The sequence below is a fragment of the Amycolatopsis sp. VS8301801F10 genome (genome assembly GCF_046195355.1).
GTDB lineage: Bacteria > Actinomycetota > Actinomycetes > Mycobacteriales > Pseudonocardiaceae > Amycolatopsis.
Genome location: NZ_CP176065.1, coordinates 5,813,825 through 5,834,082 on the forward strand (window position 1 = coordinate 5,813,825; position 20,258 = coordinate 5,834,082).

A 20,258-nucleotide genomic window follows, 5' to 3' on the forward strand; every position below is an offset into this window, starting at 1 on the left:
GTGACCAGGCTCACGCATCGAGCACCACGTCCGCGGTGGGTACCGCTTGACAGGAAAGGCACTGGTCAGCGGGCAGATCGTCGGCGACCGCGACCAGGTGCGCGACGGTGCCGGCCAGCACCGGCACGGCGCAGCTTTCGCACTGCCCGAGCCGGCATCCGCTGGGCAGCGCGATCCCGGAAGCCTCGGCGAACCGCAGCAGGTCGCCGTCCCCGGCCCGCCAGGCGAGCTGGCGGCCGGAGCGCGCGAACCGCACGGTGGCCGCGGCGTCGTCCGCGATCTCGACCGGGGCGGGCGCGGCGTGGAATTTCTCGGTGAAGAGGTCGAAGCGCGGCACGCCCCGCTCGACCAGTCCGGCGGTCAGTTCGTCGAGCATGCTTTCCGGACCGCACAGGTAGAACCGGGCCCGCCGCCGGATCAGGTCGGCGTCTACCCGGTCGGCGCTGATCCGGCCGGTGAAGTCATGGGGCTCCTCCGGGCCGGGGCGGCTGTAGTGGTTCACGATCCGGACGCTCGGCAGCCGGGCCGCCAACGCGCCGAGGCGCTCGCGGAAGGCGTGCCGGGAACGGTCGCGGCTGCCGTGGTGCAGCACGATCTCCGGCGCGGACGCGGGATCGAGCGATTCCAGACAGCTTAAGAACGGCGTGATCCCGATCCCGGCGGCGAGCAGCACGATCGGTCGCGGGTGGACGGTCGGCAGCGCGAACCCGCCAGAGGGAGCCGTGACCAGCAACCGGGTCCCCGGCCGGAGCCGGTCGTGCACAGCGGGCGAGAACTGCCCGCCCGGCACCCGCCGCACCGCGATCGCGTACCCGCCGTCCGGGGCGTTCGCGGGCCCGGTCAGCGAATAACTGCGGGCCAGCCCCGGGGCGTCCGGCCAGGCGACGGTGATGTGCTGCCCCGCGCGGAACTCCGGCACGGACCGCCCGTCCGCCGGTTCGAGGAGCACCGACCGGATGTCCTCGGTTTCGAATTCCGCCCGCTTGACCACGAACTCCCGCTGTCCGGTCCACGGCTCCGGTTCGTCCGGCCGGACGTCGCAGTACGTCGAGCGCAGCGGAACGGATCCGCTCACCGGGTCGTGGGCGTCGTCGCCGACGAGGAGGTTGTAGTTCGTCCCGCCGTCCTCGAGCGGGTCCGACCCGGGCAGTGCGAGGTCCGGGGCGGGTTGCCACCAGCCGTACTCCGCCACGACCACGTCGCGGTGCAGCGCGGGGTCGATCCGCGCCCGCATCCGGACGTCCGCGGCGGCGGTCGTGATGCGGACCCGCTGCCCGTCCTCGATCCCGCGCTCCGCGGCGAGTTCCGCGCTCAGGTCGACGGCCGGTTCGGGCGACCGCTTGCGCAGCGACGAAATCCCGCGATGCTGGCTGTGGCAGAAGTAGCCGTTCTTCGCGCAGGTCAGCACCAGCGGGAGCCGGGCGTCCGGGGCTGGCGGCTCAGCGGCCGGGACGGCGGGCTGGCCATGCTCGGCAAGCCGTTCGGAATACAGCTCGACGCGCCGGGTGGGCGTCGAAAACCCTGCCACCGCACCGTTTTCGGCGAGCTTGGCGTATTTGCGGTACTCGGTGTGGAGCGGCAGATCGACTCCGCCCGGCCGCTCGCGCAGCTGCGCGGCAGTGAGCCCGAGCGGGGCCAGCTGGTGATCCCAGCCGTCCTCGATGCGGCCGTCGAAGAACTCCGCGCCGAGCCCGAGCCGCTGGGCCAGCTCGAAGACCACCTCAGTGTCCGAACGCGACTTGCCGATCGGAGCGGTCAGCCGCGGCCGCAGCTGCACGCGCTCCTGCGCGGCCTGGCTGATCTCGAAACCGGCCTTGACCGCCTCGTGCTCCCACGGCGTCTGAACCGGAAGCAGAAGGTCGGCGAATCGCGAGGTCGGATTCTCGAACAGGTCGAGATGCACCGCGAATTCCAGCCGCCGCAACGCTTCCGCGGTTCGGCGCGGATCCGGTTGGGACAGCAGCAGATTCCCGCCGAACGACACCAATGCTCGTACCGGATAAGGCTTCTCGTCGAGAACGGCGCGGCAGAAATCGCGCGCGGTCACCCAGCCTTGCGCCGGCGGTCCGAGCGGAAACTCCGCCAGGCCAAGGGCTTTCGCGCGTTGCTCGGGCGCGAGCTGATCCGGCGACGTGACCGGGGCGATCGGCAGCTTCGGCAGCACGACGTTGCCACCGGGGGAGTCGTAGCTGCCGGTGAGTGCATAGAGCGTGGCGATCGCGCGCTCGGTCTGCGTGGCGTTCGCGTGCTGACCGACGCCCGACCACGCCGCGTACGTCACGGACTTAGCCTCGGCAAGGTCGGCCGCGAAAGCTTCGATCGCCGCGGCCTCGACGGTTGTCACCGCTTCGGTTCGATCGAGCGGCCACGCGGCACAGGCTTGCGCGTAGTGCTCGAACGCGGGAACGCAGTCGACCGTTCCGGCCACCGTGCGCACGCGACGTTTTCCGTGCAGGGCAAACCTTTCCGGCCCGAGCGCGGGAAACTCCGGGTCGTACGGCTCGGCTCGGCCGGCGACTTCGTCCCACACCGCGAACCCGGTCGCCGCGGGATCGATTTCCGCCGCCCGAAGAAACCGGCCCGTGTCGGCCCGGACCAGCAGCGGAGCGTTCGTCCACGACCGCACGAACGCCTCGTCGTGGCCCCGTCGCTCGAGCAACGCCCGCGCGACACCGAGCGCGAGCGCGCCGTCCGTGCCCGGCCGGACCCGCAGCCAGTGCTCGGCCTGGACCGCGCTGGCCGTCCGCCGCGGATCGACGACGGCCAGCTTCGGCGGGCGAGCCCCGGCCAGCGCGGCGGACTGCGCGAGCCACGCCTTGGCCGGATTGTGCCCCCACAGCACCGCGAATTCGGTGCCCGCGTAATCCGGGGCGGGCAACGCCGAACCGAACGTGAACGCGTGCGCGAAGTCCTTGTGCCAGTTGCAGATTTCGGTCGAGTACAAGGTGTTGGGGCTGCCGAAGAGCCGGATGAACCGCTCGACCCAGTCGATCGAGTCGGACATCGGCGTGCCGCTGGGGGAGGTGACCGAGAACGCGACGGCCTCGGCCCCGCTGGCCGCGCGGATGCCGCCGAGCCGCTCGGCGATCTCCGCCAGCGCCTCGTCCCAGGTGATCTCGCGCCAGCGCGGATCCGGGTCGGACTTCGGCGTCGTGCGGCGCAACGGCGTGCGCAGCCGCTCGGGGGAGTGCACCAGCTCGGGCGCGGCCCGCCCTTTCGGGCACAGCGCGGCGCCGGTGGGATGCGCGGGGTCCGGCCGGACGCCGCGCAGCGCGCCGTTCTCGACCGTGTAGACCGCGCCGCAGCGCGACCGGCACAACGTGCAGTAACCCCGGACCTCAGGCATAGTTACTCCTTAGTAACCGGCTACCGGTTACTCGGCTACGATGCGGGAGGGAAGCGGGCGGAGTCAAGCCGGAGGAGCGTCGCATGCCGCAGCTGCAGCGCACGAACCTGCGCGAGCAAGTGCTCGAAGTGGTGCGGCAGGCGATGGTGTCCGGCGAACTGCGGCCCGGCGACATCTATTCGGCCGCCGCGCTCGCGACGCGCCTGGGCGTGTCGAGCAGCCCGGTGCGCGAGGCGCTGCTCACGCTGGTCAACCAGGGCCTGCTCGAACCGGTTCGCAACCGCGGGTACCGGGTCGTCGCGATGACCGAACGCGACCTGGACGAGATCTACGAGATGCGGGTGCTGCTGGAGGTCCCGGCGACGCTGTCCGCCGCGGCCGCCGCCGCTCCCGGCGACCTCGCCCGGCTGGAAGGGCTGACCGCGGACATCGAGTCCGCGGCCGAGGCGGGCGACGTCGCGCGCTTTCTGGAGGCGGACCGCCGGTTCCATCTGGACTTGCTGGCCCTGGCCGGGAACCGGCGGCTGACCGACGCGATCGCGGCCCTGCGCGACCAGACGCGGCTGTACGGCTTGGAAAAGCTCGCCGGGCACGGCCGGCTGGCCGGTTCGGCACGCGAACACCGGGACATGCTGGCGACGATCGCGGCCCGGGACTGGGTCCGGCTGGAGGCGCAGGTGCGGGCGCATCTGAAGCACATCCGGGCCGACTGGGCCTCCGGCTGAACGGCGCTGCCGAGGGTGATCATCGCCCCGCCGAAGAGCACTCAAATGACCGATGTCCGCCCCGGCGATCTCCCGTAGCGTGAGGCGCGCCCAGTCGTCGACGTTGCGAGGTCCGGATGGCTCAAGAACGCATGACAACCGACACCGACACGGCCGCCAGCGGTCTGCTGCTGAGCGTGGAGCCGCTGACCGCCGCGGTGGACCGCGGCAAGGCCAACGGCGCCGTGGCCGACAACGACGGCAACGACTAGCCGTTGCCGGGCTCCATGACGGAGATTCCCGGACTGGCCGGCCTCGTCGCACCGCTCGAGGCCGGCCAGTTCTTCGCGGACGTCCTCGGCAAGGCGCCGCGGCGCTTCCCGGGGGAGAAGGGCCGGTTCGCGTCCCTGCTCCCGTGGCCGGAACTGGACCGGGTGCTGCGCCAGCACCGGCTGGAATTCCCCCGGCTGCGGCTCGCGCGCGACGGCGACGTCGTCCCCGCGCACACCTACACGGAGATGGTGTCGACCCGGCGCAACGGAATGGTCCCGCGCGTGCTGCCGGCCCCGTTCGCCGAACACCTGCGCGCCGGCGCGACGCTGGTGCTCGACTCGGTCAACGAACTGGTCACCGAGGTGGGAGAACTGGCGATCAGGCTCGAACACGACCTGCGCGAGCGGATCCAGGTGAACCTGTACGCGGGCTGGGGCACCACGCACGGCTTCGACGTGCACTGGGACGACCACGACGCGTTCATCATCCAGCTTTCCGGGCGGAAGCGATGGCGCCTGCACGGGGTCACCCGGCGTTCGCCGCTGCAGCGGGACGTCGAGCTTCCGCAGCGCCCCGAGGGCGAGCCGTACGACGACTTCCTGCTGGAGGACGGCGACGTTCTCTACCTGCCGCGCGGGCATTGGCACGACGTGTCCGCGGTCGGCGAGGAATCCCTGCACCTGACGATCGGGTTCAATGCCGCCACCGGAGTGGACCTCGTCGCGTGGCTGGCCGACCAGCTGCGGTCCGACGAGCTGTTCCGCGCCGACCTGCCCCGTTTCGCCGGCCCGGACGTCCGGGCCGAGCGAGCCGAGGCACTGCGCCGCCGGCTGGCCGAGCTGACCGCGGGCGACGTGGTCGACCGGTTCCTCGCCGACCGGGACGCCCAGGCCCCGGCCCAGACCCGCGTCGGCCTGCCGTGGGCGGCGACGGCCGGCCTGCTTCCCCCGGACGACGATTTCGAAGTCCGGCTGCTGGTCCCGCGCGCCGCGCTGGTGGCGGGCGAGGGCACGGTGGCCCTGGTCGGAGCGGGCAAGCGGCTGGTCTTCGCCGAGGCCGCGCGACCGGTGCTCGCCGCGCTGCTGGGGTGCGGGCCGCAGCCGTTCAAGGTGCTGGCCGACGCCGCGCCGGGACTGCCTCCGGCGACGGTGCGGGCGCTGCTGAAGGAGCTGGTGGTCCAGGGTCTCGTGGCTCGGGCTTGAGCCGGGGCTCGCCTTGGCGAATCTGCGGCGACGTTCGTCGGTGCGCCGTTCATCCGCTCTGTCTCGCACGCGGAGCGTGCCGCCGCTGCGCGGGGCGCTGTGGGGCCGTCGAGCCACGGCGCGGTCAGCCGGTCGCGGACCGGAGGCGAGCGCTACCCGATCGAGTGATGTCGCGCACCGGGGACGGTCGGGTCGCAAGGGCGGCGCGCGCCGTCAGCTATACTTAGGCATGCCTAAGCCCGACGTGCGGCACTCGGGCCCGGGGATCTGCTTCCCGGGCCGGAACGCCGCGCCCGGATGCGCCGCGCTGACTCGCGAGCTGGGCGGCGAGCCCGCCGGGACCGCCGCGCGCATGACGTCGTGGCTGCTGATCGAGCAACCGGGTTCGTGGGGCCCGGACGCTCTCGAAGAAGTACTGGCCACCGTCTTCCCCGCCGGCCGCCTCGACGCCGCGCGCGCCGCCGGCCTGCGTCCCCTGCTGATCCGGAAACCGGGGCGGCACGCGCGGACGCCCGGGGCCCCGCGCACGGTTTACGTCGCCAGCGGAGAGCCCGGCCGCCGCTGGACGGAACGGCTCGACGTCGCCGACCTGGCCGAAATCGCCCACCTCGACCTCGAAGCGGTCGCCGCCGGACGCGGCGGGCACGGCGAACCGGTGTCCGGGCCGCTCTTTCTCGTGTGCACCCACGGCAGCAAGGACATGTGCTGCGCCGTGTTCGGCCGCCCGCTCGCGACCAGCCTGGCGCAGAACCATCCCGGACGGGTGTGGGAGGTCAGCCACGTCGGCGGGGACCGCTGGGCGGGCAACCTCCTGACCGTCCCGGACGGCTGCCTCCACGGCAGCCTCGCGGTGCCCGACGCCGAACTGGCGGCGAAGGAAGCGCTCGGCGGCAACGTCCGGCTGGAGAACCTGCGCGGCCGCACCTCCGCGGAAAGCGCGTGGTCGCAGTTCGCCGAGATCGAAATCCGGGGCCGCACCGGCCTGCGCGGCCTCGATTCGGTGCTGGCCGTGGCGGAAGAATCCCGCGGGGAGACCCGGAGCGTGCTGGTCCGCGCGGGCGGACGGCGGTACGAGGTCGTGGTCCGGCGGACCGCGGGGACGGCTTCCGGGCACAGCCGGTGCACCGCGCGGCTGGTGCTGACCGGGTTCGTGGCGGAGTCGGTCCGCGAGGTCTGAGCCGAGCCCGCGCCACTGCTTCTCCCGCGCGCGGCTGCGGAGTTTCCCCTTTCCTGAAAAGAAAAATCCCTGACTGTCCATTGTGGAGCACTTAGCGACCACTGTGGACAGTCGTCAGTCCGGGCAGTCCACCGCGGCGGAGCCGTACGACGCCGCGGCGGCGAAACCTGCGCGTTGCCCGTTGACCGAAGCCTCCGCGTCCGGCTATTCTCGAACTACGGAAGAAAACTTCCGCAAAGCGAAATTATCTGATCGAGATGTGAGGAGCCGAGGTACTCATGACCGGTCCCGCCGGGGAGCGGCACTCGCTGCCCTACACCGCCAACCTGTCGATCCTCTTCACCGAACTCCCGCTGCTCGAGCGCGCGCGGGCCGCTCGGGAAGCGGGCTTCGCCAAGGTGGAGTACTGGTGGCCGTTCGACAGCGCGGACCCCTCGGGGGCCGAGGTCGACCGGTTCGCGCGGTCGATCGAGCAGGCGGGCGTCCAGCTCACCGGGCTGAACTTCTACGCGGGCGACATGGCCGCGGGCGAGCGCGGGCTCGTGTCGTGGGTCGGCCGCGAGGCGGAGTTCGCGACGAGCCTGACGGTCGCGCTCGGCCTCGCCGAACGGCTCGGCTGCCGCAGCTTCAACGCGCTGTACGGCAACCGGATCGACGGTGTCGCACCGTCCGAACAGGACGATCTGGCCCGCACGCACCTCGCCGCCGCGGCGAAGGCGGCCGAGGGCATCGGCGCGCAGCTGGTGCTCGAACCGCTGTCCGGGGCCCCGGCGTACCCGCTGAAGACCGCGGCCGACGCGGTCGCGGTGCTCGACGAGCTGGGCCTGGACAACGTCCGGCTGCTCGCGGACCTCTACCACCTGGCGGTCAACGGCGATGACCTCGACGCCGTGATCGCCCGCTGCACCCCGCGCACCGGGCATGTGCAGATCGCCGACGCGCCGGGCCGGCACCAGCCGGGCACGGGGGAGCTGGATCTCGAGGGATATCTGGAAAAGCTGCAGGCGGCGGGCTACGCCGGACCGGTGGGCGTCGAGTACAAACCGGACGGCTCCACTGTGGACTCGCTGGCCTGGCTGCCGTACGAGCGAAGGGGAAAGTGATGAGCAGGATCGGGTTCATCGGGCTGGGCGTGATGGGCACGCCGATGGCCGCGCACCTGGCCGCCGCCGGGCACGAGGTGAGCGGGTTCGACCTCAACGCCGACGCGCTGGCCAAGCTGGAAGCGGCGGGCGGCCGCGCGGCCGGGGACGTCGCCGACGCGGTGTCCGGGGCCGAGGTCGTGATCACCATGCTGCCGGACCATCCGCAGGTCGAGCAGGTCGTGCTCGCCCCGGGCGGCGTGCTCGACACGCTCGAGCCCGGCACGCTGCTGGCCGACATGAGCACCATCCGGCCGGAAACCTCGATCGAGGTCGCGAAAGCCGGTGCGGCCAAGGGGATCCGCGTGCTGGACGCGCCGGTGTCCGGCGGCCAGGCCGGAGCCGAGCAGGCCGCTCTGTCCATTATGGTCGGCGGCGAGGCGGCCGATTTCGCCGCGGCCAAGCCGGTTTTCGACACGCTCGGCAAGACCGTGGTGCACGTCGGGCCGCACGGCGCGGGCCAGGTCGTGAAGGCGGCCAACCAGCTGGTGGTCGGCGGGATCTACGGGCTGGTCGCCGAGGCGATCGTGCTGCTCGAAGCGTCCGGAGTGGACGCCGGGACCGGGCTCGACGTGCTGGCGGGCGGGCTCGCCGGCAGCCGGATCCTGGAACTGAAACGGAAGTCGATGGTCGCGCGGCAGTTCGAGCCGGGCTTCCGGATCGACCTGCACCACAAGGACATGGGCATCGCGCTCGCCGCGGCCCGGCAGTCCGGCGTGGCGCTCCCGCTGACCGGCCTGGTCGCGCAGCTGGTCGCGGCCGGGCGGGCGATGGGCTACGGCTCGCTGGACCATTCCGCGCTGCTGAAGGTCGTCGAAGAACTGTCCGGCCGCTCGTCCGAGGAGGTGTGACCATGGCCCGGGTCCCCGCTATGCAAGCCGTTGTCGACGTGCTGGTCGACGAAGGGATCGACGTCGCCTTCGGCTGCCCTGGAGCCGCGATCCTGCCGCTGTACGACGCCATGCAAGGCCGCGGCATCGACCATCTCGTGGTCCGCCACGAAGAAGGCGCGACGCACATGGCCGACGGCTGGGCGCGCACCACTGGCAACGTGGGCGTCGCGATCGGCACGTCCGGTCCGGCGGGCACGAACATGATCACCGGCCTCTACACCGCGCACGCGGATTCCGTCCCGATCCTGTGCATCACCGGGCAGGCCGCGACGACGAAACTGCACCAGGAAGCGTTCCAGGCGGTCGACATCGTCGAGATCGCGCGGCCGGTCACGAAGTGGGCGGTCCAGGTGAAGGAAGCCGCGCAGCTGCCGTGGATCTTCCGCGAGGCGTTCCGGATCGCGCGGTCCGGACGTCCCGGCCCGGTGCTCATCGACCTCCCGATCGACGTGCAGAAGCAGACGATCGAATGGGATTCGTCGATCGATTCGGCCTTGCCGGTCAGCACGGTCAAACCGTCGCCGGCGCGGGTCGAACGGGCGCTGGACCTGCTGCTCGCCGCGGAACGCCCGCTGATCCTGGCCGGCGGCGGCGTCGTGCTCGGCGAGGCGAGCGACCCGTTGCGGCGGCTGGCGGAACGGCTCGGCGTCCCGGTCGGCGTGACGCTGATGGGCAAGGGCAGCTTCCCGGAAGACCACGAGCTGTTCGCGGGCATGGCAGGGATCCAGACCTCGCAGCGGTGGGCCAACGCCGCGTTCCTGGAGTCCGACCTGGTCCTGGCGCTGGGCGCGCGCTTCGGCGACCGGCACACCGGCGAGCTGTCGGTGTACCGCGGCGACCGGAAGTTCATCCACGTCGACATCGAGCCCACGCAGCTGGGCAAGGTGTTCGGCCCGGACCTCGGCGTCGTGTCGGACACCCGGGAGTTCCTGAACGCGCTGCTGGCGGCGCTCGACGCGCGCACCCCTCCGGCGCGGGACCGCGCGTGGGTCAAGCGGCTCGGCGACCTGAAGGCGGAGCTGCCGCGCAAGGAGGACTTCGACTGCACGCCGATCAAGGCGCCGCGGGTGTTCAAGGAACTCAACGAGTTCTACGGGCCGGAGACGTATTTCGTGACGGCGATCGGGCTGTACCAGATCTGGTCCGGGCAGTTCCAGCGCGCGCACCTGCCGCGGCACTACCAGGTCTGCGGCCAGGCCGGCCCGCTCGGCTGGGAGATCCCGGCCGCGATCGGCGTCAAGAAGGCCCGGCCGGACGCGGAGGTCGTCGGCGTGGTCGGCGACTACTCGTTCCAGTTCCTGGTCGAGGAGCTGGCCGTCGCCGCGCAGTACGACGTCGGGTTCGTGCTGGTCATGCTCAACAACGAGTACCTGGGCCTGATCCGCCAGTCCGAGCTGCCGTACGAGATGAACTACCAGGTCGACATCCACTACGACGACCGCGGCACGGACAACGTGAAGATCATGGAGGCCTACGGCTGCTCGGGCACGCGCGTCGAGGACCCGGGCGAGATCCGCTCGTCGCTCGAATGGGCGCGGAAGGAAGCCGAACGCACCCGGCGGCCGGTGCTGGTCGAGATCATGATCGAACGCGAGGGCAACGCCGCGATGGGCGCCGCACTGGACTCGGTGCGCGAGTTCGAAGCGGCCGGCTGACCCGGGACCGGGCCGGGGCGATGCGTGCTCCGGCCCGGTTTTCCGGTGCTATCGCGCGGAAACCAGGTTCGCCAGCGAGGCGAGCGCGTCGGCGTCGCGGGTGCCCGGGGTCGCGTGGAAGACCACCAGCTGCAGGGTCGCCGGGCCGGGGATGTCGAGCTTGTCGCTGTGCAGATCGAGGTTTCCGACCGCCGGGTGACGGAAGCGGACGAGGTGGCCGGTGCGCGGTTTGACGTCGTGCCGGGCCCAGAGTTCCCGGAACTCGGCACTGCCGGCGGCGAGGTCGGCGATGAGTTCGCCCGCCGCCGGGTCGGCGATGCCCGGCCCGAGCGCGGCGCGCAGACCGGCTGCCCCGTCGGCCGCCATCTGCTCCCAGTCCCGGCGGAGTTCGCGCTCGGCCGGGTCGAGAAAGACCGCGCGGAGCAGGTTCCGGCCGACGGCGTAGTTCGGCGAAACCGCTGCGGCGACGGGATTGGCGGCGAGGACGTTGGTGAGCCGGTCCTGGACGTACGCCGGATTCGTCGCCCAAGCGGAGATCAATTCGACGATGCTCGCGGGCACGCGCGGCTCGGCTCGGCTGGATCGGGTCGGGGCCGCGAGCTGATGCAAGTGCCGGCGGGAGGGCTCGTCCAGGCGGAGCGCCCGAGCCAGCGCGTCGAGCACCTGGACGGACGGATTCTGGTCGCGGCCCTGCTCCAGCCGGATGTAGTAGTCGCTGCTGATCCCGGCCAGGAGCGCGAGTTCCTCCCGGCGCAGCCCCCGCACGCGGCGCCGCCCGCTGTCCGGCAGCCCGACGTCGGCCGGGGAGACCCGCTCCCGCCGCGCGCGGAGGAAGTCGCCGAGGAGGTTGTCCACTCCGGCAGTGTATTTGATTCATTGGACGCTGTACTGTTGTGGCTGTGCTGACCTCTGAGACCCGCGAACTGGCCCTAGCCCGCCTCGGCCGCGCCCTCGCGGACCCGACGCGCTGCCGGATCCTCGTGGCCCTGCTCGACGGGACCGCGTACCCGGCGCGCTTGGCCGCGGAGCTGGGATTGAGCAGGTCGAATGTCTCGAACCACCTCGCCTGCCTGCGCGGCTGCGGCCTGGTGATCGCGACGTACGAGGGGCGGCAGGTCCGGTATTCGATCGCAGATCCGCATCTGGCGCGGGCGTTGGCGGAGCTGACGCAGGTGGTGCTGGCGGTCGCGCCGACGGATGCGTGCGACGAGGAGCCGGAGGGGGCGCGGTGACGGTGTCTGGTCCGGATTGCCGCGTGGGTCCGCCGGGGGGCGAGGTCTTGTCCGGGACGGGGTCTCGGATGGATGGCGGGTGGTCTCGCGGTGGCGCAATGACGGAGTGTCGTCTGGATTGCCGTGTGCATCGGCCGATCGGCGAGGACTTGTCATGGGCTGGCTCTTCGGCGGTGCGGCGGGTGGTCTTGCGGTGGTGCGATGCCGGGGCCTGGTCCGGATTGGCGCGGGGATCCGCCGGGTCGCGCGGCGGTCTCGCTGGCGGGGCGACCGGTCGTTGCCCGGGTTGTCGGGTGTATCGGCCGAGCGCCGAGTCCTTGTTGCGGGAGGGGCCTCCGGCGGTGGTGCGTGGCGGAATATTGCCTGGATTGTCGTGTGCATCGGCTGGGCGGCGAGGCCTCGTCATGGGCTGGCTCTTCGGTGATGGATGGCGTGAGGTGTTGCGATGAGTGAGCCCTGTCCGGACTGTCGCGCGGATCCGCCGGGCGGCGAAACCTTGTCGCTGACTGGCTCGGGCGGCTGCGGTGCGGCGGCGGGTCAGCATCGTCCAGCGGTGGACCCAGCTCGGCGGGCGGTGTTGCGGCGGCGGGTGCGGTGGCTGGTCGCCGGGACGATCGCGTACAACGTGGTCGAGGCGATCGTCGCGGTGTCGGCGGGGGCGGTTGCGTCCTCGTCGGCGCTCATCGCGTTCGGGCTGGACTCGGTGGCCGAGGTGTTGTCCGCGGTCGCGGTGGCGTGGCAGTTCGCCAGTGCGGATCCGGAGCGTCGGGAGCGGGCGGCGTTGCGGGTGATCGCGGTGTCGTTCTTCCTGCTGGCGGCGTATGTCGCGGTCGATTCGGTGCGGTCGCTGTTCGGCGAAGAGGCTTCGCATTCGACGGTCGGCATCGTGCTTGCCGCGGTGTCCTTGGTCGTGATGCCGGTGCTCTCGGCCACGCAACGCCGGGCTGGGCGGGAACTCGGCTCCGCGAGCGCGGTCGCCGACTCGAAGCAGACGCTCCTCTGCACTTACCTCTCTGGCGTGCTGCTGGCCGGGCTGCTGGTGAACGCGGTGTTCGGCTGGTACTGGGCGGATCCGGTCGCGGCATTGGCGATCGCGGCGGTGGCGGTCCGCGAGGGGCTCGAGGCCTGGCGCGGCGAGCACTGCTGCTGATCGCGGGTCAGGCGTTGCTGGATGGTCCGCAACGTCAGGGCCAGTGCGATGAATACGCCGATCAGCAGCAGTGCGGCAGCTAGGTCGCTCACCTTGGTGGGCCTTTCTCGCGAGGTCGTCTCGAGGTGGAGCATGACCTGGCGCGGCGGCGAATCCCGCCGACGCTCACGCTTCCTTGACTGCGCTCCAGCCGATGTTGACGCGATCCCGCCGTCGGCAGACGCGGACACGTGTCCGTTAAGCTATCCGGACACGTGTCCGCATGAGGGTCAGGGGTAGGGAATGTCTGGTATCGCTGGGAAAGTCGTCGCCGTCACCGGGGCCAGCAGCGGGATCGGCGAGGCGACCGCGCGGCTGCTCGCCGAGCGGGGCGCGGCGGTGGTCTTGGGCGCACGCCGTGCGGATCGGCTTGCCGTGCTGGTGAAGGAAATCCGCGACGGCGGCGGTCGCGCGGCCGCCTGCGTCACCGACGTGACCCAGCGCGCGGACCTCGACCGGCTCGTGCGGCGGGCGGTGGACGAGTTCGGTCAGCTCGACGTGCTGGTCGGAAACGCCGGGATCGCGAAACTGGGGCCGGTGGCGGACGCGGACGTCGACGGATGGTCGGCGATGCTCGACGTGAACGTCCGCGGTGTGCTGCACGGGATCGCCGCCGCGTTGCCGGTTTTCCGGCGGCAGGGGCGCGGGCATTTCGTGACCACGGTGTCGACGGCGGGGCTGAAGATCGTGCCCGGACAGGCGGTTTACGCCGGGACGAAGAACGCGGTGCGGACCATTCTGGAGGCGCTTCGGCAGGAGTCCACGGACGGAGTTCTCCGGACGACGTCGGTGTCGCCGGGGTTCGTCCGGACGGAGCTGACGGATTCGATCGACGATCCGGGGGAGCGGGAGCAGATTCGCCGCAAGGTCGAGGAATTCGCGCTCGATCCGGCCGCGGTGGCGCGGGCGATCGCGTTCGCGGTCGAGCAGCCCGACGACGTGGAGATCGGCGACATCACGATTCGGCCCGCTGTGCAGAATTAGCGGGTCGAGTCTCGGTCCTGCAGTCGTGGCGGAGGAGGCCCGGGGTAGGAGCTGCACCGGGCGCGGGAGGCCGGGCCGGGAGCTGCGCGGCCGCGGGTGGTCCGGGGTGGAAGCATCGCCGGGCGCGGGAGGCTGGGGCGGGAGCTGCACCGGGCGTGGGAGCAGCACCGGGCGCGGGAGGCCGGGGGGCTGGAGGTCGGGCCGGGAGCTGTGCGGACGCGGGAGGCTGGGGCGGGAGCAGCGCCGGACGCGGGAGGCCGCGCCGGGAGCAGTGCTGGAACCGGCAGCCCAGGGCGAAGCTAGCGGTGCTCGGCCTGCAGAGGCAGAGTCTGGGCTGAGGTGTCGGGAGGGGTCACAGGCATGGCGGCTGGTAGCCGTCGATGAGGAGTTCGCGGAAGTCGAGGCTGTTCGGGGTCTTGCCGACGAACACCAGGCCGCGGGCCTCGCTCAGTGCGGACGCGAACGAGTACTGCGGCTGGCCGAGTTCGGGGAGCCAGGTCCAGGCGCCGGGGTCGAAGGGGAAGAACTTGCGGACCAGCTGGCCGCCGGTCGCGGGGATGCGGGTGAGCCATTTGTCGCCGCCGCTCCAGTGCGAGGCGGGGCGCAGCTGGACGTAGAGGTCGTCGTCGGCGGCGTAGGTCATCCAGAAACCGGACGAATGGCTGAGGTCGGCCTGGGCGTCGAACTGGTTGCCGAGCCAGACGACGGCCACGTGCCATTCGTTGTTCTGGAAGACGATCTTCGCCGCGTAACCGTCGCCCTCCGGGACGAGCAGGCTTCCGGTGGCCGGGACGGTCGTGCCCTCGCCGCTGGCCAGCCACTTCTGCAGCCGGTTGATCGACGGGGTGCTGCACTCGTCCTGAATACCGGCCGCGGGGTGGCTGGCGGGTGCGGCCTGGGCCACTGGTGCGGAGAGCGGAGCCAGCAGCAGTACGGAAATCGCGGCGAGGGAGGTGATTCCGGCCTTGGTCCGGCGAGATGCGGGCATGCTTCGGAAGCTACCAGCGGGATTCCTTTCCGGTCAGGGCCGATAGTCGGCTTCTGGGGTCAGTGGTATGGACCTTTGCGGGAAAGGATCAGACCACTCGACTGCTTCGCTGCTGCACCGGGCACCCGGCTCAGCCGGACGGGGCCGCGGGGTTGGCAGGGCACCCTCGGGGTCGGACGTGCGACGCCGGGGTCGAGCGCGCACGGAGGCGTGCGAGGTCGCGGCCACCGCCGGGCATGACCTCGCACTACCTCTCCAGGCGAACAGGCCGGACTGGTGCCGGGGTCCGGGAGCTGTCGCCTGTCGCGCTCGAGGTCTTCGTGGAAACCGGCTCTCAGTTCCAGGCGTGCGACCCGGCGAAGAGGCTGGACGGGTGCCGGGGCCCGGGAGCCGTCGCCTGTCGTGCTTGAGATCTTTGTGGAAACCGGCTCCCGGTTCCAGGCGTGCGACCCGGCGAACAGGCCAGCCCGGTACCGGAATCCGTGCGCCACCGCCGCCGCGCTCGAGGTCTTCGCGGGAAACCAGCTCCAGGCGCCCGGCCGGGCGACGGTCGCGGCCATCTGGCTCACGTGCGCCGCCATGTTCTCCGGGACGAGTACCCGCCTCGGCGGCGTCCTCCAGGTCGAACACCCGCTCCGGTGACGTTTGCTGGCACGAGCACCCGCCCCGGTGGCGTTCTCCAGCACGAGCACCCACCCCGGGTGGCGTTCTCCGGCACGTGCATCTCCCGGCGGCCGGGCCGACCACGGTGCGGTGCCGGTCGCGGCCGGAATGCTCGGTTCTCGGGCACTCCGGCCGCTCTCCGGTGGAGATAGCCACGGGCATGGCTCATGACGCGTCAGAGGGGGGCCTGCCCCCGTTCTCCGGGAGAGGGGTGTTCTCGGCACCGTTGCCGGTTACGGCGGTCCGCGGCTGTGGTCGCCCCGAGCGTGCGGGCGATGACGTCGGTGAACCGTCCTCCAATCACGTTGTCCAGAGGGCCTGCGTGGTCGAGATGATCAGAATGGCGGCTCCTCACCCGCCCCGACGCCGGCGGACACCGGTGCGGCCCAGCCGTCCCCGCTCAGGCCGCCCGTTTCGGCGCTGTTCCGGCTCACCTTGGTGACCCTGGCGGTGGCATACCGCAGCGACGGGCCGATCTCGTCCACCTGCAGCTCCACCACGGTGCGCTTCTCGCCCTCCTTGGTCTCGAAAGATCGTTGTACCAAGCGCCCGGTGACCAGGACCCGCGCTCCCCGCGTCAGGCTCTCCGCGACATTTTCCGCGGCTTGCCGCCAGACGCTGCACCGAAGGAACAGCGCCTCGCCGTCCTTCCATTCGCCGGATTGCCGGTCGAGCGTGCGCGGCGTGGACGCGACCGTGAAGTTCGCGACCGCCGCTCCGGACGGGGTGAAACGCAATTCCGGGTCTGAGGTCAGATTCCCGACCACCGTGACGACAGTTTCTCCGGCCATGATCAAGCTCCCTCTGCTCGGTGAATCGATGCGAATCGATCGCTGGTATGTCGAGTCCTGGTGTCGCGGGTTTTCGGGAAAAAGGCGGGCTCCGGGTCTGCGGGCAGGTTCCCGACGGCAGTGCGGACGGCTTCTCCGGTCATGGTGACGCTCCTCTGTTCGGTGCGGACCCGGGACCGGGCGCCGCCTCGGGAACAAGGAGACCATCCGGGTACGACAGTTTCCGGGGCTTCGCGGTCACTCCATCGGGTGGACCGGCGGAACGGGGCGGTTCCCACCGTTCGGCTGTTGTTCGCGGGAAGGACGGCGGGCAGCATGGGCGGCATGGCCGGTGGGAAGTGGGGACGGGCGGCGGCGGTGGTCGCGGTCGTGGGGATTTCGGTGGCGGCGCAGGGGATTTCGCCCGCGCAAGTGGGGGCGAAGCCCGCTCCGGTGGCCGAAGGCAGAGCGGGGGATTGCTGCGGCGGGCCGTCATCGTGGACGACCGGGGACAAATCCGCCCTCGGCACGGCCGCCGGGACCGCGAGCCCGTTGTGGTTCACCGTCGCGGGCGGTGTCACGTCGGAGGTGTTCTATCCGCGCGCGGACGTCGCCAACATGCAGGACCTCCAGTACGTCGTCACCGACGGGAAGTCCTTTGTGGACCTTGAGCGCGACGCGACCGAGCACGTCGTTTCGATGCCGGACGAGAAGGCGCTCGAGTACACGGTCACGAACACCGCCAAGAACGGGCGTTATCGCATCACCACGACGTACGTGACCGATGCCGGACGGCCGACTCTTCTTGCCCGTACGCGGTTTCAGTCGCTCGACGGCGGGCAGTACCAGGTCTACCTGCTGGCGAATCCCTCGATGGCGGGCGGCGCGGCGAACGACACGGCCGCGTGGGACGGGACCGGGCTGACGGCCAGCGGGACGGAAGACTTGTTCGGGGCCAGGACAACTGTCGCGTCGGCGTTGCGTGCTTCGACCGGATTCGTGGCGCACGACAACGGATATTCCGGCGCGGCGAGCGATTGCCTGGTAGACTTGCGGGCACATCAACGTCTTACGAATCAGTTCGATTCCACTGATCACGGCAATGTAGTCCAGTGTGGACAGATCCCGGTCGGGCAGGACACGACGTTCTCGGTCGCGCTCGGGTACGGGAGCGACGCCCGGGGCGCGGCGACGGCCGCCGACGGGTCGCTGGCGAGCGGGTTCGACAATCTCGAGCAGGCGTATCGGCGCGGTTGGGAGGAGTATGTCGGCAGCCTGAAGGCGGCGCCGAAGAGCGTGGCGGGCGACGAGCGGCAGCGGCGGGCGTACTACGTCGCGTTGATGGCGTTGCACGCGGCGGAGGACAAGACGCATCGCGGCGCGAGTGTCGCGGGGCTGGCCACGCCGTGGGGCGACGTCGTGAACGGCGACGTGCTCAACGACGGGTACCACCGCGTGTGGGGCCGGGACCTGTACCAGCAGGCGACCGGGCTCCTGGCGGCGGGCGACGCGGCGCAGGCGAAGCGGATGGCGCAGTTCCTGTGGTCCTCGCAGTGGATTTCCGCGCCCACGCAAGGCGACGGGACGACCTACCCGGCCGGCGCGTTTCCCCGCTACAGCCCGGTGAGCGGGGTCCGCGGGGCGACGCCGCAGCAGCTGGGCTGCTGCGAGCAGCTCGACCAGGATTCCGACGCGATCATCCTCGCCTGGACGACCGGGCTGACCGACGCGGTGACGTATGCCCGGGTGAAGGTGACGGCGGAGCACATCCGGACGAGCGGGCCCGCGACCACCGAGCGGTGGGAGGAGCAGTACGGGCGCTCGCCGTCGTCGATCGCGGCGGAGGTGGCCGGGCTCGTCGCGGCCGGGGCGATCGCGCGGGCCAACGGCGACCCGGCGGCGGCGCGGCAGTGGGAGTCCACCGCGGACTCGTGGCGGGCGCAGCTCGACAGCTGGACCCGGACGACCGCCGGGTACTGGGGCGGCCACACCTACTACGAGCGGATCGACAAGGGAACCGACCCGAACGACACCGGGCAGATCTGTTTCGACGAAGGCTGTTTCTACGAGCACGACGTAACCGACTTCGGCTTCCTCGACCTCGTCCGGCTCGGGCTCCGCGGCCCGGCCGACCCGGAGGTCGCCGAATCGCTGGCCCCGACGGCCGCGGCCCGCGACGGCAACGCGCCGATGCAGGTCACGACCCCGAACGGCGACGTCTACTTCCACCGCTACCCGCACGACAACTACGGTGAGAGCACCACCACCTGCACCGGCTGGCCGGCGAACGGACCGCAGCGGTTCGGGCGGCTCTGGCCGGTCCTGTCCGGCGAGCGCGGCGAGTACGAGCTGGCCAACGGACGGTCGGCCGCGAAGTACCTGAAGTCGATGGCGGACTCGGCGAACGACGGCTACTTCATTCCCGAGCAGGTCTGGGATCGCGCCGACGTCGCGTGCTTCGGGCTGGGCCGGCCTACCGGGAGCGCGGGGCCGCTGATGTGGGCGGAAGGCCAGTACCTCCGGCTCGCGCAGAACATGGACGCGGGGAAGAACCTGGAGACTCCGGAGGTGGTCCGCCAGCGCTACGCCGGCTGAACCGGCCGTTCGCGACGACGGCGGCGACCAGCGCCAAGCCGAGCCCCACGCCGGTCAGCAAGGTGAACGGCTCGCCGAAGAGCACCGTGCCCCACACCGACGTGACCGGCGCGATCAGGAACATCAGGCTGTTGACCGCCGTCATGCCGATCCGGCGGACGAGCAGCCAGTACAACCCGTAGCCGCCGAAGGTCGCCAGCAGGATCAGCCACGTCATCGCGAACCAGAAGTGCCCGGACGCGGGCGGCGCCGCGTGCCCGGTCGCCAGCGCGAGCGCGGTGAACACGACCGCTGAGCTGGCGCAGTGGATCGCCAGCGCGCGCATCGGCGGAGCGGGAACGCGGGACCGGCGTTCGAGCACGGTGGAGGCGACCAGCCCGAGCATTCCGGCGAACGGGATCAGGTACGCCCAGGCCGGCGCGTGCGAAGCGGCGTCCGACCAGCTGACCAGGACGACGCCGACGAGGCCCAGCGCGAGCCCGGCCCATTGCCGCCCGGTCGCCGCGACACCGAGCAGCGGCCCGGCGGCCGCGGCGGCGACCAGCGGCTGCACGCCGTCGATGAGCGCCGTCGTGCCGGTGCTGACGCCTTCGCCGATGGCCCAGTAGACGGTCAGCAGATAGCCGGACTGGGACAGCAGGCCGATCAGGACCTGCCTGCCCGTTTCGCGCAGCGAGCCGAAGCGCAGAAACGGCGCCAGCAGCACGGCGAGCGGCACGAACCGCCACATCAGCACGGTCGGCACGGCCGCGTCCGCCGCGCCGAGCTTCGCGCCGATGAATCCGGACGACCAGCACCCCACGAACAGGATCGCCGCTCCGACTATACCGATCTGTTTACCCATGGCACCGGACTATACAGATCGGTATACACTGGGGCCATGGCGATCGACTGGACCCCGAAGGCGCAAGCGGTGCTGGCGGCCGCGTCGGAGTTGTTCTACGAGCGGGGGATCCACGCGGTCGGCGTCGACGTCATCGCGGCGAAGGCGGGCGTCACGAAGAAAACGCTCTACGACCGGTTCGGCTCGAAGGAGCGGCTGGTCGTGGAATACCTGTCCGCCCGGGACGCGCGCTGGCGCGAGTTCCTCCGCGAGTCGCTGGAGAAGGCCGGGCCGGCGCCGCGGGACCGGCTGGCGGCGGCGTTCGACGCGTCCGAATCCTGGGCGAAGAAGTACGGCGGCAAGGGCTGCGGCATGATCAACGCGCACGCGGAGATCAGCGATCCCGCGCATCCGGCGTACGCGGTGGTGACCGAGAGCAAACGGTGGATGCTCGGCGTTTTCGCCGAATTGGCCGAATCGGCGGGCGTTTCCGACCCGCACCGGGTCGCCGAGCAGATCATGCTGCTGCACGAGGGGGCGGTCGTGATGGCGGGAATGCGGGTCGCGGAGAACGTCTTCGCGCGGGCGGCCGAAACGGCGGTGGTGCTGCTGGGCTGAGCCG

At 71.3% G+C, this 20,258-nt stretch carries 16 protein-coding genes and 1 pseudogene; 12 read left to right on the forward strand and 5 right to left on the reverse strand.

Features of this window, described 5'->3' with window-relative positions:
* Positions 1-10 precede the first annotated feature (10 nt).
* Positions 11-3,346 (reverse strand): molybdopterin-dependent oxidoreductase, encoded by a 3,336-nt coding sequence (locus F9C11_RS27430; RefSeq protein ID WP_409180242.1) that lies wholly within the window; start codon positions 3,344-3,346, stop codon positions 11-13.
* A gap of 83 nt (positions 3,347-3,429) precedes the next feature.
* On the opposite strand from F9C11_RS27430, the gene F9C11_RS27435 reads away from it, so the two are divergent.
* The 6 genes from F9C11_RS27435 to gcl all read left to right on the forward strand — a co-directional run bounded on the left by F9C11_RS27435 (position 3,430) and on the right by gcl (position 10,392).
* Positions 3,430-4,071: a GntR family transcriptional regulator gene (locus tag F9C11_RS27435; RefSeq protein WP_409180243.1), complete on the forward strand. Its 642-nt coding sequence runs from the start codon at positions 3,430-3,432 to the stop codon at positions 4,069-4,071.
* A 266-nt stretch (positions 4,072-4,337) separates the two neighbouring features.
* Positions 4,338-5,525 (forward strand): cupin domain-containing protein, encoded by a 1,188-nt coding sequence (locus F9C11_RS27440; RefSeq protein WP_409180244.1) that lies wholly within the window; start codon positions 4,338-4,340, stop codon positions 5,523-5,525.
* Between the two features lie 229 nt (positions 5,526-5,754).
* Positions 5,755-6,702: a sucrase ferredoxin gene (locus tag F9C11_RS27445; RefSeq protein ID WP_409180245.1), complete on the forward strand. Its 948-nt coding sequence runs from the start codon at positions 5,755-5,757 to the stop codon at positions 6,700-6,702.
* 278 nt (positions 6,703-6,980) lie between these two features.
* Positions 6,981-7,805 (forward strand): hydroxypyruvate isomerase family protein, encoded by an 825-nt coding sequence (locus F9C11_RS27450; protein ID WP_409180246.1) that lies wholly within the window; start codon positions 6,981-6,983, stop codon positions 7,803-7,805.
* The gene (locus tag F9C11_RS27455; protein WP_409180247.1) at positions 7,805-8,695 is read left to right on the forward strand and encodes a 2-hydroxy-3-oxopropionate reductase; all 891 of its coding nucleotides are present in this window, start codon (positions 7,805-7,807) and stop codon (positions 8,693-8,695) included. The genes F9C11_RS27450 and F9C11_RS27455 overlap by 1 nt, the downstream gene beginning before the upstream one ends.
* A 2-nt stretch (positions 8,696-8,697) precedes the next feature.
* Positions 8,698-10,392 carry a glyoxylate carboligase gene (gene gcl, locus F9C11_RS27460; protein ID WP_409180248.1) on the forward strand — a complete coding sequence of 565 codons (1,695 nt, stop codon included), beginning with the start codon at positions 8,698-8,700 and terminating at the stop codon, positions 10,390-10,392.
* 48 nt (positions 10,393-10,440) lie between these two features.
* On the opposite strand, the gene F9C11_RS27465 is transcribed toward gcl, so the two are convergent.
* Positions 10,441-11,247, reverse strand: a complete 807-nt coding sequence (locus F9C11_RS27465) for a helix-turn-helix transcriptional regulator (RefSeq protein ID WP_409180249.1) — start codon at positions 11,245-11,247, stop codon at positions 10,441-10,443.
* Between the two features lie 44 nt (positions 11,248-11,291).
* Here F9C11_RS27465 and F9C11_RS27470 point away from each other — a divergent pair, with 44 nt between their 5' ends.
* The 3 genes from F9C11_RS27470 (at position 11,292) to F9C11_RS27480 (ending at position 13,797) form a co-directional block, all read left to right on the forward strand.
* Positions 11,292-11,624: an ArsR/SmtB family transcription factor gene (locus F9C11_RS27470; RefSeq protein ID WP_409180250.1), complete on the forward strand. Its 333-nt coding sequence runs from the start codon at positions 11,292-11,294 to the stop codon at positions 11,622-11,624.
* A 553-nt stretch (positions 11,625-12,177) separates the two neighbouring features.
* The gene (locus tag F9C11_RS27475) at positions 12,178-12,774 is read left to right on the forward strand and encodes a cation transporter (RefSeq protein WP_409180251.1); all 597 of its coding nucleotides are present in this window, start codon (positions 12,178-12,180) and stop codon (positions 12,772-12,774) included.
* Between the two features lie 282 nt (positions 12,775-13,056).
* Positions 13,057-13,797: an SDR family oxidoreductase gene (locus F9C11_RS27480; protein WP_409180252.1), complete on the forward strand. Its 741-nt coding sequence runs from the start codon at positions 13,057-13,059 to the stop codon at positions 13,795-13,797.
* 352 nt (positions 13,798-14,149) lie between these two features.
* On the opposite strand, the gene F9C11_RS27485 is transcribed toward F9C11_RS27480, so the two are convergent.
* Entirely contained in the window at positions 14,150-14,785 is a 636-nt protein-coding gene (locus F9C11_RS27485) for a hypothetical protein (protein ID WP_409180253.1), read from the reverse strand.
* A gap of 402 nt (positions 14,786-15,187) precedes the next feature.
* Between F9C11_RS27485 and F9C11_RS27490 the strand changes: the two genes are divergently transcribed.
* On the forward strand, positions 15,188-15,427 hold the full coding sequence (locus F9C11_RS27490) for a hypothetical protein (RefSeq protein WP_409180254.1): 240 nt from the start codon (positions 15,188-15,190) through the stop codon (positions 15,425-15,427).
* Between the two features lie 356 nt (positions 15,428-15,783).
* Here F9C11_RS27490 and F9C11_RS27495 read toward each other — a convergent pair whose 3' ends face one another.
* A complete protein-coding gene (locus F9C11_RS27495) occupies positions 15,784-16,239 on the reverse strand; it encodes a single-stranded DNA-binding protein (RefSeq protein WP_409180255.1) in 456 nt (151 codons plus the stop codon).
* Positions 16,240-16,554: 315 nt separating this feature from the next.
* Between F9C11_RS27495 and F9C11_RS27500 the strand changes: the two genes are divergently transcribed.
* Positions 16,555-18,813, forward strand: coding sequence for a glycoside hydrolase family 15 protein (locus tag F9C11_RS27500; protein WP_409186983.1), 2,259 nt, complete (start codon positions 16,555-16,557; stop codon positions 18,811-18,813).
* 22 nt (positions 18,814-18,835) lie between these two features.
* Here F9C11_RS27500 and F9C11_RS27505 read toward each other — a convergent pair.
* Positions 18,836-19,657, reverse strand: a pseudogene (locus F9C11_RS27505) (DMT family transporter); the annotation flags it as partial.
* Between the two features lie 36 nt (positions 19,658-19,693).
* On the opposite strand from F9C11_RS27505, the gene F9C11_RS27510 reads away from it, so the two are divergent.
* Positions 19,694-20,254: a TetR/AcrR family transcriptional regulator gene (locus F9C11_RS27510; RefSeq protein WP_409180256.1), complete on the forward strand. Its 561-nt coding sequence runs from the start codon at positions 19,694-19,696 to the stop codon at positions 20,252-20,254.
* Positions 20,255-20,258 lie beyond the last annotated feature (4 nt).

What these genes read in the sequence shown, in the direction of transcription:
- F9C11_RS27500 (WP_409186983.1), top strand. Translation starts at nt 16,555, where the DNA reads ATGGGCGGCATGGCCGGTGGGAAGTGGGGACGGGCGGCGGCGGTGGTC.
- F9C11_RS27445 (WP_409180245.1), top strand. Translation starts at nt 5,755, where the DNA reads ATGCCTAAGCCCGACGTGCGGCACTCGGGCCCGGGGATCTGCTTCCCG.
- F9C11_RS27440 (WP_409180244.1), top strand. Translation starts at nt 4,338, where the DNA reads ATGACGGAGATTCCCGGACTGGCCGGCCTCGTCGCACCGCTCGAGGCC.
- F9C11_RS27510 (WP_409180256.1), top strand. Translation starts at nt 19,694, where the DNA reads ATGGCGATCGACTGGACCCCGAAGGCGCAAGCGGTGCTGGCGGCCGCG.
- gcl (WP_409180248.1), top strand. Translation starts at nt 8,698, where the DNA reads ATGGCCCGGGTCCCCGCTATGCAAGCCGTTGTCGACGTGCTGGTCGAC.
- F9C11_RS27435 (WP_409180243.1), top strand. Translation starts at nt 3,430, where the DNA reads ATGCCGCAGCTGCAGCGCACGAACCTGCGCGAGCAAGTGCTCGAAGTG.
- F9C11_RS27430 (WP_409180242.1), bottom strand. Translation starts at nt 3,346, where the DNA reads ATGCCTGAGGTCCGGGGTTACTGCACGTTGTGCCGGTCGCGCTGCGGC.
- F9C11_RS27485 (WP_409180253.1), bottom strand. Translation starts at nt 14,785, where the DNA reads ATGCCCGCATCTCGCCGGACCAAGGCCGGAATCACCTCCCTCGCCGCG.
- F9C11_RS27450 (WP_409180246.1), top strand. Translation starts at nt 6,981, where the DNA reads ATGACCGGTCCCGCCGGGGAGCGGCACTCGCTGCCCTACACCGCCAAC.
- F9C11_RS27495 (WP_409180255.1), bottom strand. Translation starts at nt 16,239, where the DNA reads ATGGCCGGAGAAACTGTCGTCACGGTGGTCGGGAATCTGACCTCAGAC.
- F9C11_RS27455 (WP_409180247.1), top strand. Translation starts at nt 7,805, where the DNA reads ATGAGCAGGATCGGGTTCATCGGGCTGGGCGTGATGGGCACGCCGATG.
- F9C11_RS27480 (WP_409180252.1), top strand. Translation starts at nt 13,057, where the DNA reads ATGTCTGGTATCGCTGGGAAAGTCGTCGCCGTCACCGGGGCCAGCAGC.